The 13,412-nt window shown below is 47.4% G+C and carries 11 protein-coding genes and 3 tRNA genes; 7 read left to right on the top strand and 7 right to left on the bottom strand.

The genetic code is table 11. The features are described 5' to 3' along the window. Positions 1 to 308: 308 nt before the first annotated feature. The 5 genes from D0Y50_RS11440 to D0Y50_RS11460 all read right to left on the bottom strand — a co-directional run bounded on the left by D0Y50_RS11440 (position 309) and on the right by D0Y50_RS11460 (position 3,099). Positions 309 to 2,021, bottom strand: a complete 1,713-nt coding sequence (locus D0Y50_RS11440) for a thiamine pyrophosphate-dependent enzyme (RefSeq protein ID WP_117317052.1) — start codon at positions 2,019 to 2,021, stop codon at positions 309 to 311. A 233-nt stretch (positions 2,022 to 2,254) separates the two neighbouring features. Continuing rightward, a tRNA-Met gene (locus D0Y50_RS11445) sits at positions 2,255 to 2,331 on the bottom strand. A gap of 28 nt (positions 2,332 to 2,359) precedes the next feature. Then, positions 2,360 to 2,436, bottom strand: a tRNA-Met gene (locus tag D0Y50_RS11450). Positions 2,437 to 2,516: 80 nt separating this feature from the next. Continuing rightward, a tRNA-Met gene (locus tag D0Y50_RS11455) sits at positions 2,517 to 2,593 on the bottom strand. Positions 2,594 to 2,796: 203 nt separating this feature from the next. Then, the gene (locus D0Y50_RS11460) at positions 2,797 to 3,099 is read right to left on the bottom strand and encodes a 4a-hydroxytetrahydrobiopterin dehydratase (protein ID WP_117317054.1); all 303 of its coding nucleotides are present in this window, start codon (positions 3,097 to 3,099) and stop codon (positions 2,797 to 2,799) included. 227 nt (positions 3,100 to 3,326) lie between these two features. On the opposite strand from D0Y50_RS11460, the gene D0Y50_RS11465 reads away from it, so the two are divergent. The 6 genes from D0Y50_RS11465 (at position 3,327) to D0Y50_RS19535 (ending at position 8,859) form a co-directional block, all read left to right on the top strand. Beyond that, positions 3,327 to 4,319, top strand: a complete 993-nt coding sequence (locus D0Y50_RS11465; RefSeq protein ID WP_117318746.1) for a mechanosensitive ion channel family protein — start codon at positions 3,327 to 3,329, stop codon at positions 4,317 to 4,319. 21 nt (positions 4,320 to 4,340) lie between these two features. After that, entirely contained in the window at positions 4,341 to 4,508 is a 168-nt protein-coding gene (locus tag D0Y50_RS11470; protein ID WP_117317055.1) for an entericidin A/B family lipoprotein, read from the top strand. Between the two features lie 367 nt (positions 4,509 to 4,875). After that, positions 4,876 to 5,835, top strand: coding sequence for a LysR family transcriptional regulator (locus D0Y50_RS11475; RefSeq protein ID WP_232366244.1), 960 nt, complete (start codon positions 4,876 to 4,878; stop codon positions 5,833 to 5,835). Positions 5,836 to 6,049: 214 nt separating this feature from the next. Continuing rightward, on the top strand, positions 6,050 to 6,439 hold the full coding sequence (locus tag D0Y50_RS11480) for a DUF3718 domain-containing protein (protein WP_117317059.1): 390 nt from the start codon (positions 6,050 to 6,052) through the stop codon (positions 6,437 to 6,439). Between the two features lie 960 nt (positions 6,440 to 7,399). After that, complete coding sequence (locus D0Y50_RS11485) at positions 7,400 to 7,795, top strand: DUF3718 domain-containing protein (protein WP_108567150.1); 396 nt, start codon at positions 7,400 to 7,402, stop codon at positions 7,793 to 7,795. An 893-nt stretch (positions 7,796 to 8,688) separates the two neighbouring features. Then, positions 8,689 to 8,859, top strand: a complete 171-nt coding sequence (locus tag D0Y50_RS19535; RefSeq protein ID WP_170145495.1) for a hypothetical protein — start codon at positions 8,689 to 8,691, stop codon at positions 8,857 to 8,859. Between the two features lie 314 nt (positions 8,860 to 9,173). On the opposite strand, the gene D0Y50_RS11490 is transcribed toward D0Y50_RS19535, so the two are convergent. After that, on the bottom strand, positions 9,174 to 10,967 hold the full coding sequence (locus D0Y50_RS11490) for an acyl-CoA dehydrogenase C-terminal domain-containing protein (RefSeq protein ID WP_117317062.1): 1,794 nt from the start codon (positions 10,965 to 10,967) through the stop codon (positions 9,174 to 9,176). Between the two features lie 257 nt (positions 10,968 to 11,224). On the opposite strand from D0Y50_RS11490, the gene D0Y50_RS11495 reads away from it, so the two are divergent. Further along, positions 11,225 to 11,992 (top strand): SDR family NAD(P)-dependent oxidoreductase, encoded by a 768-nt coding sequence (locus tag D0Y50_RS11495; protein WP_108567148.1) that lies wholly within the window; start codon positions 11,225 to 11,227, stop codon positions 11,990 to 11,992. Between the two features lie 440 nt (positions 11,993 to 12,432). Here the strand turns inward: D0Y50_RS11495 and D0Y50_RS11505 are convergent, their stop codons facing one another. Beyond that, positions 12,433 to 13,407 carry an NADPH:quinone oxidoreductase family protein gene (locus tag D0Y50_RS11505; RefSeq protein WP_117318748.1) on the bottom strand — a complete coding sequence of 325 codons (975 nt, stop codon included), beginning with the start codon at positions 13,405 to 13,407 and terminating at the stop codon, positions 12,433 to 12,435. Positions 13,408 to 13,412: the final 5 nt, after the last annotated feature.

A 13,412-nucleotide genomic window follows, 5' to 3' on the forward strand; every position in this document is an offset into this window, starting at 1 on the left:
GGTGTGTTAACCGAAATACTTTTCGCCTAATACGCGACCTATGCAAAGCTTTTAAAGTAGCTCGTAAAGTAGCGCGTAAAGTGGCTGGGGAAGAAGAAGGGTTCCGTAAGCATTCCGAAGAAGGCCTACCCATTGAACGGCTGTGCTGCCGGCCCGATACTAATGCAAGGCCAACAACCCATGGGCGACAAAGTCAGGCGCCGGCAATTGACAAACCCTCTGCCAGCGCCGGTTTTTAGCATGCCGCAGAAGCACGGCACGGTTAACCTGTCTTAACCATGCCTGCAAGATGTGGCCACCAACTCAAGCTATCGAATGAAATTATCTTTTATCAGCGATACCACTTCGTCGGTACGCCCATTAAGCACCGCTTTCATTCCAAACATAGCAGTAGATGCCACCTGATTAAACTCAATTTCCGGGGGCATGACTAACTCCATTCGATTAACCGCCACGTCTAATATAGCGGGGCCGTCACTGGCCAACCATTGTTCGATAGCACTATCAAGCTGACTTAACTTATCAACCTTCCACCCTTTCAGTCCACAAGCTTGGGCCACTGCGCTGAAATCCGGATTCTTCAGCTCGGTGTAAGCATCCAGCATACCTTCAACCCGCTGTTCCATTTCTACAAAGCCTAACGAACTATTGTTAAATATTACTAGTTTCACCGGTAACTTATGTTGCACCAGGGTGAGTAGATCGCCCATTAACATGGTCATCCCCCCGTCCCCACACAACGCGATAACTTGCTTTTGGGGAAACGCATTAGCAATTCCCAGCGCCTGCGGATAAGCATTGGCCATAGTACCGTGGGATAAGCTAGATAAAAAACGACGCTGACCATTGGCCCGTATATGCCGTAACATCCACACCATAGGCGAACCACCATCGGCGGTAAAAATGGCATCCTCTTGCGCAAAATGGTCAATTCGTTGGGCCAGCGTTTGCGGATGTATCAGATTTTCTGTCGACTCGCCGCTTTCGGCGTACCCCTTATGGTCATCATCAAACTGTGTCAGGGCGGCATTTAAATGTCGGGTGGTGGTTTTCTCACTAACGAGCGGCAACAGGATTTCGGCAGTATCAGCCGCATCTCCGACCAATCCCATTGTGATCGGCGCGCGTTTACCAAGATTAGCGGGATTAGTATCTATTTGTACAATAATAGCGCGTTCTGGCCAGAACTGGGTGTAAGCGAAATCGGTCCCAAAGCATAATACCAGCTGCGCTTCGTTCATTGCCTGCATGCCAGCTTTGTTACCTAATATGCCCGTCATGCCGGCATTGCACGGATTATCGGCCTCAAAAAACTCCTTTGCTTTGGTAGTATGGACCAACGGCGCTTTGATTTTTTGGGCAAGCTCAATTAAATGGTGGGGTGCCCGCCTGGCGCCAATGCCAGCATAAACCGTGATTTTTTCATGCTCGTTAATCAGTTTAGCCAGCGCCTCTACATCGTCTTTTTCCGGTACCACCACCGGACGCGATATAGTGGTACGCCAAGCCAGGCTATCATCAACTTTTTCCTTAAATACATCACCGTTTACCACTACCACGCTAACGCCGCCCTTCGCTAATGCCGCCTGGGCGGCCATCGTCACCACCCTACGGGCCTGGCTGGGATGGCTGACTCGCTCGCAAAACACGGAGTATTGTTCGTATATTTTCTTTTGATCAACTTCTTGCGGGAACTGAAAACCTTCTTCGTTGCGATCCACATTCGTAGCAATAAACACAACGGGTGCACCGTTTCGGTGGCTTTCATAAATGCCATTAATAAAATGCAGGCTTCCTGGGCCACAGGCACCGGCACAGACTGCCAGCTGCTGCGTCATATAGGCCTCAGCGCCTGCTGCAAAACCAGCCACTTCTTCGTGACGCACGCTGATCCATTTTAACGACGACTGCGAAATGGCATTGGTAAAATGGTTAATCGTATCACCCACTATGCCATAGCAATGCTTAGCACCGGCTTGGATTAATGCGTCGGTAATAATATGGGAAACCGTTTGTGTCATGGTTAGCTCCTGATAACATCGAAAAAAGGTGTGTTATCCCCTGGCCTGACAGCACAAAAAATAAGAAATGCCTGTGTAAAAGGGAATACGAAGATAAACATATTTTGTTACGCAACAAAGTGGGTGGCGGAGCAGTGGATTGAACGGGTTTAAATGGCAGTCTGACGCTGAACGCGTGCCTGGAAACAAAATCCACAAACAAAAAAAGCCACTCATATGAGTGGCTTTCGATGTGGTTGCGGGAGCTGGATTTGAACCAACGACCTTCGGGTTATGAGCCCGACGAGCTACCAGACTGCTCCATCCCGCGTCTGAACTGGTACTTATTCTGGCTAAAATGGTTGCGGGAGCTGGATTTGAACCAACGACCTTCGGGTTATGAGCCCGACGAGCTACCAGACTGCTCCATCCCGCGCCAGAAAAAGATATCACGGTAACGTTTCACGAACGCTACATTACTACGACTTAACTCAACAAAATGTTCAGTTAAGAGTTTGGTTGCGGGAGCTGGATTTGAACCAACGACCTTCGGGTTATGAGCCCGACGAGCTACCAGACTGCTCCATCCCGCGTCCGAACTGACTTTAAACGTGTTAGGCTTCGTGGCCTGCCCCGCTCAAGTGGTGCGTATTATACATAGCGCTAAACACTTAGCAAGGGCTTAACACGTTTATATTGCGTGTTTTTTACTAACCGCAGAATAATTGCACATATCGTGCAGCAATTAGGCTATTTTAGCGCTATCGGTTAAATTTGAGCATCGTATTAGCGAGAATTAATAGAATTTATCCATTTTTTCTGCCAATGAAAAGTCACGCTCACTTAGACCATTTACATCGTGGGTGGTCAATGTGACCTCTACTTTATTATAAACATTGTACCATTGTGGATGATGGTTAAGTTTTTCTGCCCAAATTGCTATCTGCGACATCCAACCAAAAGCCCGTATAAAACTTTTGAAGGTAAACGTTTTTTGCAGCGTATCGCCTTTTCTAACCCACGGATGGTCAGGGGCCGTAGCGTTATTTAGCGTTTGTAACGCCGTAGCGATGTCTTGTTCAGTTAATTTTTCAGTCATACCGGGTATTCCTTAGTGAACAATTATTGCGGTTATTAAGAATAAACTGTATCACGCAGCCGGGTTGGAGTAGCGGCCCAGGCTCTATTAGCGTGGGCTATATTGCAAAATTCTCTTTACAGGTTGCACTAGCAACCCCCTGGCCCCCGCTTTCTACTGGCAAAGATATACGCGTTAAAACCCTGGCATCTGCTTTACCAGATGTAGTAAACCACGAGAGGAGTGGCATGGAATTTCCCCAAATTGATGAAGTCTATTCGCTGATCAACGGCAAGCTTGAAACCTGGATAAAAGAAGGCATCAAGCACCTGCCCAATATTGTGGTCGCCATTATTATTGCCATAGCCTTTGGCATGCTGGCAAAAATTTTGGGTAATGTTCTGCAACGTGGGTTGCGTCGGGCATTTGAATCCAGACAGATAGCCGACCTAATTACCGCTATTGCGAAAGTGTTTATCACCGCTGCCGGGGTATTCATTGCATTGGATTTTGTAGGGTTGCAGGGTACGGTAACCTCCTTACTGGCCGGGGCGGGTATTGTTGGTTTGGCGATCGGTTTTGCATTTCAGGATTTAACGGAAAATTTTATTGCTGGTATTGCAATGGGTATTCGTAAACCCTTTGAGATTGGCGATGTAATCTCTGCCGATGGCGTGTTCGGCAGTGTAGAGACGATAAATTTACGCAATACCCTGGTAGAGACCTTCTATGGCCAGCGGGAAATCATTCCAAATAAAATTCTATTTCGAAATATTCTGACTAATTATTCGGTCTTGGGCTATCGCCGAATAGAAGTGCCAGTGGGTATTTCCTATGGCGACGATCCGCAGCGTGCCCGTGAGGTGCTGGTGGAAGCGCTAAATGCAAAAGACTATGTGATAAAAAAAGAAGAAACCAATGTATATGCCGAAGCGTTTTCTGATTCGAGCATCAACTTATTGGTGTGGTTCTGGATAAAATATCCCGGCGAGCCAAATTATATGGAAGTACGGCACGACGCTATTGTCACCATACAGCGCGCCCTTAATGATGCTGATATATTAATTCCATTCCCTATTCGTACGCTGGACTTTGGTGCCAAAGGCGGCGAAAAACTCGATGCAATGTTGAAATCATCCCAACCCTCGTCTTCACAGCAGCGTAGTGGTCAATCGGGCTCTGCAGAGCCACGCAATACTGCCGGCGCCGATGCACCGCAGCACGGTGAAGCCGATAATTAACCAACCCAAAAGGAAACAAATATGTCTCTATTATCTAATGTCACCCTCGTAAAAGCGCGTTATTTTGTCATTCTTGCCGCCTTTCTGTCTTCATTAATATCAGGCTGTGCGACCATGGAAGGTGCTGGTGAAGATATACAATCTGCAGGTGAAGCAGTAGAAGAAGGCGCTCAAGACGCATCAAATTAATGTGAGTGCACATGTATCTATACGCGGAAGTTGTGTTCCGCGTATAGTTTTAGCTTTACCCACCATGCTTAGGTCCACTGCCTTGTGACCCGTTTGCCTGCGATATGCTGAAAATAGCTGTTTTTAATAATGTGGGTAAGTGAAGTACAGGTAAGTGCCTGGCCCAGTCCGGTTAAAAGGTTTACACACAGCGACCTTCACTGTTGCATAATTATTACCCATTTATTCCCCATTCAATACGCTGCCCGGTTTTAGTGGTCACTTAGCCCTCGCTTTAGCCTTCTTAAACGCATTCGCTTCCACATTAAATGCATTTGCATTATCAAAATGTTGAATGTATCTACATTTTTTTTATAAGATACAATTATTGTTTACACTTTATTGGGGAAGGACGTCAGTGGATAAAGCGCGTAGTCCATTACCGGTTAATTTAAACCGGATAGATTTGAACTTGTTTGCGGTATTTGATGCCATCTATACAGCAGGCAGCCTGACTAAAGCAGCTGATGTACTGTGTATCACTCAACCGGCGGTGAGTAATTCCCTGGCTCGGTTGCGGGATATGCTCAGCGATCCACTATTTGTGCGTACAGGTCACAGCATGACCCCCACCCCGGTGGCGCAAAATATTATTGTTCCGGCCAGAGAGGCGCTAAAACTCTTACGTACCAGCGTTCAGGACAGCCATGTATTTAACCCGCTGACATCTGAAAAGGCATTTAACTTTGCCAGCCGGGATTTGTTAGAAGTCAGTATCATGCCCCGTCTTATGGCCAGATTGCAGGATGTGGCCCCGGGCATTAGTTTGACCAATTATGAAGTAAGCCGCAGTAACGTGGTATCGGCTATGGCTAATGGTAGCCTAGATTTTTTTGCTGACGCTTCGGCTTTTACTGATCCTCATTTATGTAAACAAAAAATAGCCGACGACACGTTTATGGTGCTGGCCCGTAAAGACCACCCGGCTTTAGTGGATGGTCTCGACCTTGAGACATTTTTAAAGTTAGGCCATATTCACGTATCGCAAAGAAAAACCGGAGCTGGACCTATCGACATAGCGTTAGATAAGTTAGGTAAGCGGCGACGCATTGTGATGCGAGGCCAACATTTTTTAACCGTTCCCAGCACGGTAGTTAAAACCGACCTGATAACCTGTATGCCCTACCATCTTGCCAAACATTACGATTTGGCTATTTATCCGCTGCCTTTCGAGCTTCCGCCTATCGAATACTTCTTATACTGGCATGTAAGTGCCGACCATGATCAGGCGCATATCTGGATGCGTGAACAAATTAAAGATGTAGCACGAGCCTTCCAGCCCCACTAATCCGCCCACTTCTTACCGAATAGGTTTACAGTTTGCAAAATAAGCGCCCTGCTCTATCTTTACTAGTAGCGGGCGCTTATTACGTGACATACCGGAGTATAAATCTGTTACTAACAGGGTTTTATATTGTTGTCTTTACTTATCTCCGGCGGCCATTTAAGGATAGCGGCAGAGATAGTGGACACGGATAGTGGGCGAGGATCTGAGGATATATATGTTAAAGGTGGTACAAGGTTTTTTACTGTTACTGACAATCTGCTGGGGATGCTCGGTACAGGCAGGTATTAATGAAGACCTTAGTAATATTTGTCGAATTGTCGTAAATGATGACAAAGGTGAACTGAGAAAAAAAATCCGAACCCTTGAAATAGATTATCGGCTGAAGCTTCATGACTATTATGATGAAATTACCTGTGATGGTCACAGTTTATTGCGCACCGCCATTTTAATGGATGCGCAGAAAGTCGGCATTTTGATGATTAAAAAGCTACCGCGTAGGATCCTGAGCTCGCCCGAACCTGATGGAAAAACGCTGCAGCTGTGGGTAGAAGAGCAGAACCTACAAAATAATAAAATTGCGAAAATATTAAACCAGCGTATGTAACCTTCTGTATTTACCGTCCAATACGATAGAGGTTCGCCTGCGGGGAAGCGCCGGTGCAGCCTAAGCCCGTAGCCTTCCTGGATAGCTGCTCACCGGGAAGCTTACTGTGAACAAGAATAGCGCTATTCCCTTTCCTTACGCTTAAGACGGCCTTGGCTTCTACTACAGCCTATCGTTTTCGCCTTACTCTCATAATAGGTAAATAATAGGCTATTCTGCGCCGCTTTTGCGTCGTGGGGTAAATACCTCTATAGCGTAACGGAGAACCCGCATTGGTGTTGGTTCGGGCTCTGCGCAGCACGATAAAGCGAACTACGATCGCTTATTCGCCTTCGCACTACTTGGGGAAGATATACAGGCTCAACAGCACCCTCATGCCATAGCCGCCTCGTCAGAGGGCTTTTTGTTTTACTGACCTGTTTACTGTCCCAGACTCGCCCTACCCGTAACCGGTAGCCACAAAACTGCATTTCAACTTCCTGAAACCATTGCTGTGTCTCGGGCCGGATTTGATTATTCATAAGCTGACCACCCGTAAGTCCAAAGACCGCTATAGCGATAGTAAACCTCGTTACCTAACCACTGCGTCAAAAACAACCAAGAAGGTACGCGCGAACATACTTTTGTGTAAATAAAGCCGTTATAGAGGGCTGATAAAGGTGGAACAGCCCGAATAATAGACTCCTCAACGCTATAAATAATACTAAATGACTAAATTAATGACAGGTTAAACATTTTTATCGTTTATTTCATAGGCGGGATATTTTTCTTTTGTTGAAATATAAATCTTAATTATCAATAGTTTAAATTTTAATTTTGAGTTTTTCCAGCATATAGGTTATCAGACAGTATACCTTAGTATTAGTCCTGCTGTTTTTCTGAACGATAAAATCTCGTTTAATTAGTCCCGAACAGACAAACAGACCGTTTATCGGAAAATATTCACAAAAGGATGTAACCATGTTGAAAATTGTTAAAACATCTCTGACTATCGCAGCAGCTTCTTTCATTTTTTCTGGTACTGCAAATGCCAGCATCGAAGACGCGTTAGCCAATATTTGTACCATCGTAGAAGCGGATGATAAAGGTGAACTGCGCAAAAAAATGCGTGCAGTACAATCAGATTATCGTCTTAAACTGCACGACTATTATTCAGGTATTACCTGTAATGGTCAAAGCTTGATTCGCACAGCGATTCAAAGCAACTCTGTTGAAGTAGGCACCCTGCTGGTTAAGAAAATGCCATCACGTGAGCTACAAAACCCAGAGTCAGATGGCAAAACACTGCAGGCCTGGATTGCTGAAAATGGCTTCCAAACCAGCCCTATCGCAAGTGAAGTTCAGCAACGTATCTAGGTTTAACCGATAATATGTTGCACCATGTAACCAGTTCAACATGGTAGCGGGCTCGCCCCGCACTCCGCGGCCCCTTTAAGGGGCCGCACTCATTTGGTCTGGCAATACCAATAAACCCGCGTGGTACGCGTACCCCGTGGCAAATCGTTTAGAAATTAAAGCGCCGCTTACAAAACTTATTCCTTCACCTGCACTTATGTTGGCCTAACGGGCCACAATTGCCGCCCCCCTATTGCGATGTTGTGTATTGCACAATTGGCTGAATCCTGGCCACAAATAGAGCCTAATAAAACGCCGTAACGCACAATTCCATTATGGGAGGATACGACTGGGCCTGCAGGCCAAGTGGGCGGATGGGCGCGACAAAATTAAATAGCCTTAACCTGTTTAGCAGTGTCTCCACTTAAATTAATTCTGCCGCCAGCCTTAGAGCGTTAGGCCCTTTAAATGGGTATAAACAATACTACGCCGTTAAGATCCTGGCGACACTCCACGAATGCGATAGCGCTTAAAATTGACTGTTACCAAACAGTTCAACTGCGGCCAGGCTTGGCACACGCTCGATGCTGTCGTTTTCATACTATCGTTTTCATGGGGTCGTTTTATGTGGTCGTTTTTAAAACGTAGCCCGGCGTATTAAAATCACCCTGTAGCTATGCTCGTTTAACAATCTTAGATTCCGGTGGCACGCGCTAGCTGGCAGCGGCTAAACAAGTAGTTCAATGCAACTTTTGCGCTCAGCGTTACTGGCTTGCCATAGCACTTTAAACATCACATGTTCAGCTTATAAACTAGCTGGCCGGTAAGGACGAGCTTATCGGCCCTCGTTATATGGGCTGCTGACAGTGTCGACACGCATATGCAGTATAATAAGTAAAACGGGTTAGCACTAAGTGGTGAAATTTCAAGCGGTGGAAAATCAGAAGTTGAAAAACCAGATGCTGAAAGCCCAGATGCTGAAAATCCGGGCGCTGAAGATCCAGGCGATAGTCCGCAAGGCTATGGGTGAGTTCAGCTATAGCGTAGCAACGACAGCGCACAAATATTTTCGTATGCATTATTAGCCGGCTGGCCGTGGCAGCTTTCGGTTAGTCCTAACCTTCAATTCATCCCTGCACCTTTAATAAAATGAAGCGGTAACACTTTATGTACGAGTGAGCCGCGTGTTGCATCGCCATTTGCCGGTACTACAGCACCTGCCAATAATGTGTTTGACTATTTATTGTATCAAGGGCATGCCCCGGGTAAGGCTTACCCGAAAACCTCAAAAAGCACCACAAGGGCGCTTTTATCGGGACATTTCGGCTACCAGCCCACGTATTTTCAATGGGTAAGCACCGCAATTGCGCCGCGGGGTCTGCGGCGTTAGCAGGTATAATTAAGCCTTAAACATATCTTCGCCAATTGACATCAAGCTGGCCGCCCCGGCGGTAATACCGGCAGCATGCGCCTGGCTACGTGGCAACAATCGGTCAAAATAAAATCGGGCGGTTTCTATTTTTCCCTGATAAAAGTCTTTTTCGGTCGAGCCCTGAGCTATGTTTTGACTGGCGGTTTGTGCCATCCGGAGCCAGTAATACGCAAACGTGACATAACCTGAGTACATCAGATAATCCACCGATGCTGCGCCCAGCTCATCCGGATTGGTAGCAGCTTGTTTAGCAACTTGCCCGGTAAGCTGTTGCCACTGCTGAGTATAGCCAAGTAATGTGTCACGCCAGCGTAGCTGCAGTTCATCGCCATCGAATTTATCACAGAAGGAGGTAATTTCGGCTAAAAAGATACCCAGTAATTCGCCATTTGAGGCTAGCACCTTACGGCCTAGTAAATCTAAAGATTGGATACCGGTAGTACCTTCATACAATGTACTAATCCGTGTATCGCGGGCCAGCTGTTCCATCCCCCACTCGCTGACATAACCATGGCCGCCATAAATTTGAATACCGTAGCTAGTGGCTTCCTGGGCCGTTTCCGTTAAAAAAGCTTTTACAATAGGCGTTAACAGTGCCAGCTTAGATTCAGCCAACTGTTGTTCCTGGGGATCCTTGGCATGTTGCAACACGTCAACCTGTTGCATACAGTGGTAAGCCAGTGCCCGGCCGCCCTCGGCAAACGCTTTTTGCGTTAATAACATTCTGCGCACATCGGGGTGAACAATAATCTCATCGGCGGCGGCACTGCCGTCACGTTGAGTAGGTGAACGAAACTGTACGCGATCTTTTGCATAGCGTAGCGCCCCTTGTAAGGCTGCCTCACTGGCCGCCATCCCCTCCAATCCGGTGCCAATACGGGCAATATTCATAAAGGTAAACATACAGTTTAAGCCACGATTCTCGGCACCAATAAGATAGCCGGTGGCATTATCGAAATTAATCACACAGGTGGCGCTGCCATTGATCCCCATTTTGTGTTCAATACTGCCGCATGTCACTCCATTCCGGTCAGTCACTTCACCGTCTTCGCTAACATTAAACTTAGGTACAATAAACAGAGAAATACCCTTAGTTCCGGCGGGAGCATCAGGCAGGCGGGCCAATACAATATGCACAATGTTATCGGTAAAATCGTGCTCGCCGGCTGAGATAAATATTTTTGTACCACTGATGGCATAGGAGCCATCTTCGTTTGGCTGCGCTTTGCATCGCAGCAACCCCAGATCGGAACCACAGTGGGCTTCGGTCAAACACATGGTACCGCTCCACTGGCCCTCAATTAGCTTAGGCAAAAACCGGTTTTTCTGCGTGTCACTACCATGGGTTAAAATCGTTGAGATACAGCCTTGTGACAAACCTGGATACATAGCCCAGGCATGGTTAGCGCCGGAGAAGTATTCTGCAATAGAAGTCGCCAGCGAATAAGGTAAGCCCTGGCCGCCAAATGCTTCAGGATGAGACATGCTTGGCCAGCCGCCTTGCACATATTGCTGGTATGCTTCTTTAAAGCCTTTAGGGGTAGTTACCGACCCATCACTCCAGGTACAGCCTTGCTGATCCCCAACTTGGTTGATCGGAGCCAGAATATTGTCGGCAAACTTAGCGGCTTCGGTATGAATAGCCTTTACCAGATCTGCTGATACATCCGCAAACCCCAACTTATCGTAGTGAGTCTGGAAATCAAAAAGTTCATAAGCGACAAATTGCGCGTCACGTTGCGGAGATTGGTAATTTTCCATCGATGTCCTGCCTTAAATGCAAATAACTGGTCTGACAAGGTCAGCTAAGAACATTGATACTAAGTAAGCCAGGCCAATCGGCCAAGTTGATTGGGCTGATAACTGACTATCACTATATTTAATACAGCGCGCCAGCAGGTGATACAGGCCGAGGGAACGGCCCTAAGGGCGGTTTATACTGCGGTGTTAAGATTGACATCATTTACCTTAGTCGTATTAATTGTTGGCATAATAACCCTGAAAATACGGAGTAGCAGATGGATCCATTGTTAAATTTTCAAGGCCAGGTGGCCATAATAACCGGCGCCGCTGATGGCTTTGGGCGGTTACTGGCAGACGCTTTAGCCTATCGCGGCTGTAAATTAGTGTTATCCGATATACACGAAGAAAAACTGGCCGCGGCGGTAAAAGACTTGCGTGAAGCCAATGCTGATGTGGTCAGCATGCCCGGCGATATTGCCAAAGAAAAGACCAGTGAGGCCCTCGTTAAGCTGGCTCTGGATAGCTATGGCCAGGTTGATATTGCGGTTAATAATGCCGGTGTAGCCCATACCCCGGGCGCCTTGCATACTATGACCGAAGAGATTATTGACCAACAGTTAGCTGTTAACCTTAAAGGCGTATTATTTGGCATGAAACACCAGATTCCTGCGATGCTGGCCAATGGCAAAGGACATGTGTTAAATGTCAGTTCTATGGCTGGGCTGGGCGGCGCGCCCAAAGCCGCACCCTACGCTGCAGCAAAACACGGGGTAACCGGTATTACTAAAACTGCGGCAGTGGAGTATGGCCGTAAGAATGTTCGGGTAAATGCTATCTGCCCATTTTTCAGTCCCACGAACCTATTAACGTTAGGCGGGTTCACCACGGATGAAAGCAGAGCGCAGCTGGCCATTGGTAGCCCGATGAAGCGCATGGCAGAGCCTATGGAAGTGGTTAACACCATGGTACTGATGCTTTCCCCTGGAAACAGTTTTATGAATGGCCAGGCTATTGCACTGGATGGCGGCATGAGCGCTTGGTAAGCAAAGGTGCAAAGCTGTAGATGCTTATATAACCCTTGGCGCTCTTTGCAGAGCGTTTCGATAGACCGGGCTAACTGATTACCCGTTCTGTCTTTGTAATACCATAGCGTATTCGTATACCACCCAATACTCTGGTATAAGCGGTTGGCTGGCAACCTGGTGTTAAACATTGTTAACTATGAGCGTTTGCCGACGTTAACAAAAACAGGGCCTATCGTGTAGCCTTGTGGCCTCATTCCGGACCATTCAGTTAACCAAGGTAATGCCAATTTTATCGTTATCAGACCGGGTTCGCCAAACCAACAATTTTACCTGCCAGCAATAACCTGCCAGCAATAATCTGCCAGCTTTGTCGCTAGGTAAAAAAGGCCCATGAATGGGCCTTTTTTTGGTGACTAATTTACCTATGATGATACTTGGGTTGAACACGACGCAGCTGTTTAAGGTAGCAGCACCAACTTACCTTTTACTTTACGGTCCACCAGCTTTTGCAATGCCTGCGCGCAATCAGCTAATGCGTAAGTACCATCGACAACTACTTTTACCTTTTGCTGCTGATACCAGCCGATAAGCTCTTGCATATTTTGCATAAATACAGTGGGGGATTTTTGCGTAAAGACCCCCCAAAACACTCCCACCAGCGAATAACCTTTTACCAAGGCCAGATTTACCGGTAAAGTCGGAATATTTCCACTGGCGAAGCCAACGACCAGTAATCTACCCTGCCAGGCCATAGCGCGGCTAAGCACCTCAAACGCCTCGCCCCCCACACATTCATACACCACGTCAGCCCCGCGACCTCCGGTTAATGCTTTAAGCTGCGCTTTAAAGTCTTGCTCAGTATAATTTATCCCTTCATCGGCCCCATTGGCTTTCGCTAAAGCCAGTTTTTCGTCGGTAGAACACACTGCAATGACTCTGGCTCCCATGGCTTTGCCAATTTGCACCGCTGCCAGGCCAGTGCCGCCGGCGGCGCCGGTCACGACCAGGGTTTCACCCGCTTGCAGGTTGGCGCGTTGTTTTAATGCATGGTGAGCCGTGGCATGGGCGGTGATAAGGGCGGCGGCTTCGGTGGCCGGGATAAAATCAGGTAGCGGCATGGCTTGCCCAGCGGGTACTGCCACATACTGAGCAAACCCGCCCAACTGGCATACCGCCGCCACTTTCTGGCCGACCGCTAGATGGGTGACCTTGCTGCCTACCGCGCTTACCACGCCGGCAACTTCGCAACCTGGAATAAATGGAAAAGCTGGCTTTAGCTGGTACAAGCCCTGCACCAGCAAGGCATCCGGAAAGTTAACGCCACAAGCCTGGTTCTGCACAATAATCTCATCAGGCCCTGGCTCAGGTATGGCTACCTCGTCAATTGCAAGGCTATCCACCGGGCCAAAAGCATGGCACCGAACCGCTTGCATATGGG

It is taken from the genome of Salinimonas sediminis (assembly GCF_003429285.1).
Lineage (GTDB): Bacteria > Pseudomonadota > Gammaproteobacteria > Enterobacterales > Alteromonadaceae > Alteromonas > Alteromonas indica.

Coding starts and splice junctions, on each gene's coding strand:
- D0Y50_RS11440 (WP_117317052.1), bottom strand. CDS start 2,021: ATGACACAAACGGTTTCCCATATTATTACCGACGCATTAATCCAAGCC.
- D0Y50_RS11460 (WP_117317054.1), bottom strand. CDS start 3,099: ATGACTGAAAAATTAACTGAACAAGACATCGCTACGGCGTTACAAACG.
- D0Y50_RS11465 (WP_117318746.1), top strand. CDS start 3,327: ATGGAATTTCCCCAAATTGATGAAGTCTATTCGCTGATCAACGGCAAG.
- D0Y50_RS11470 (WP_117317055.1), top strand. CDS start 4,341: ATGTCTCTATTATCTAATGTCACCCTCGTAAAAGCGCGTTATTTTGTC.
- D0Y50_RS11480 (WP_117317059.1), top strand. CDS start 6,050: ATGTTAAAGGTGGTACAAGGTTTTTTACTGTTACTGACAATCTGCTGG.
- D0Y50_RS11485 (WP_108567150.1), top strand. CDS start 7,400: ATGTTGAAAATTGTTAAAACATCTCTGACTATCGCAGCAGCTTCTTTC.
- D0Y50_RS11490 (WP_117317062.1), bottom strand. CDS start 10,967: ATGGAAAATTACCAATCTCCGCAACGTGACGCGCAATTTGTCGCTTAT.
- D0Y50_RS11495 (WP_108567148.1), top strand. CDS start 11,225: ATGGATCCATTGTTAAATTTTCAAGGCCAGGTGGCCATAATAACCGGC.
- D0Y50_RS11505 (WP_117318748.1), bottom strand. CDS start 13,407: ATGCAAGCGGTTCGGTGCCATGCTTTTGGCCCGGTGGATAGCCTTGCA.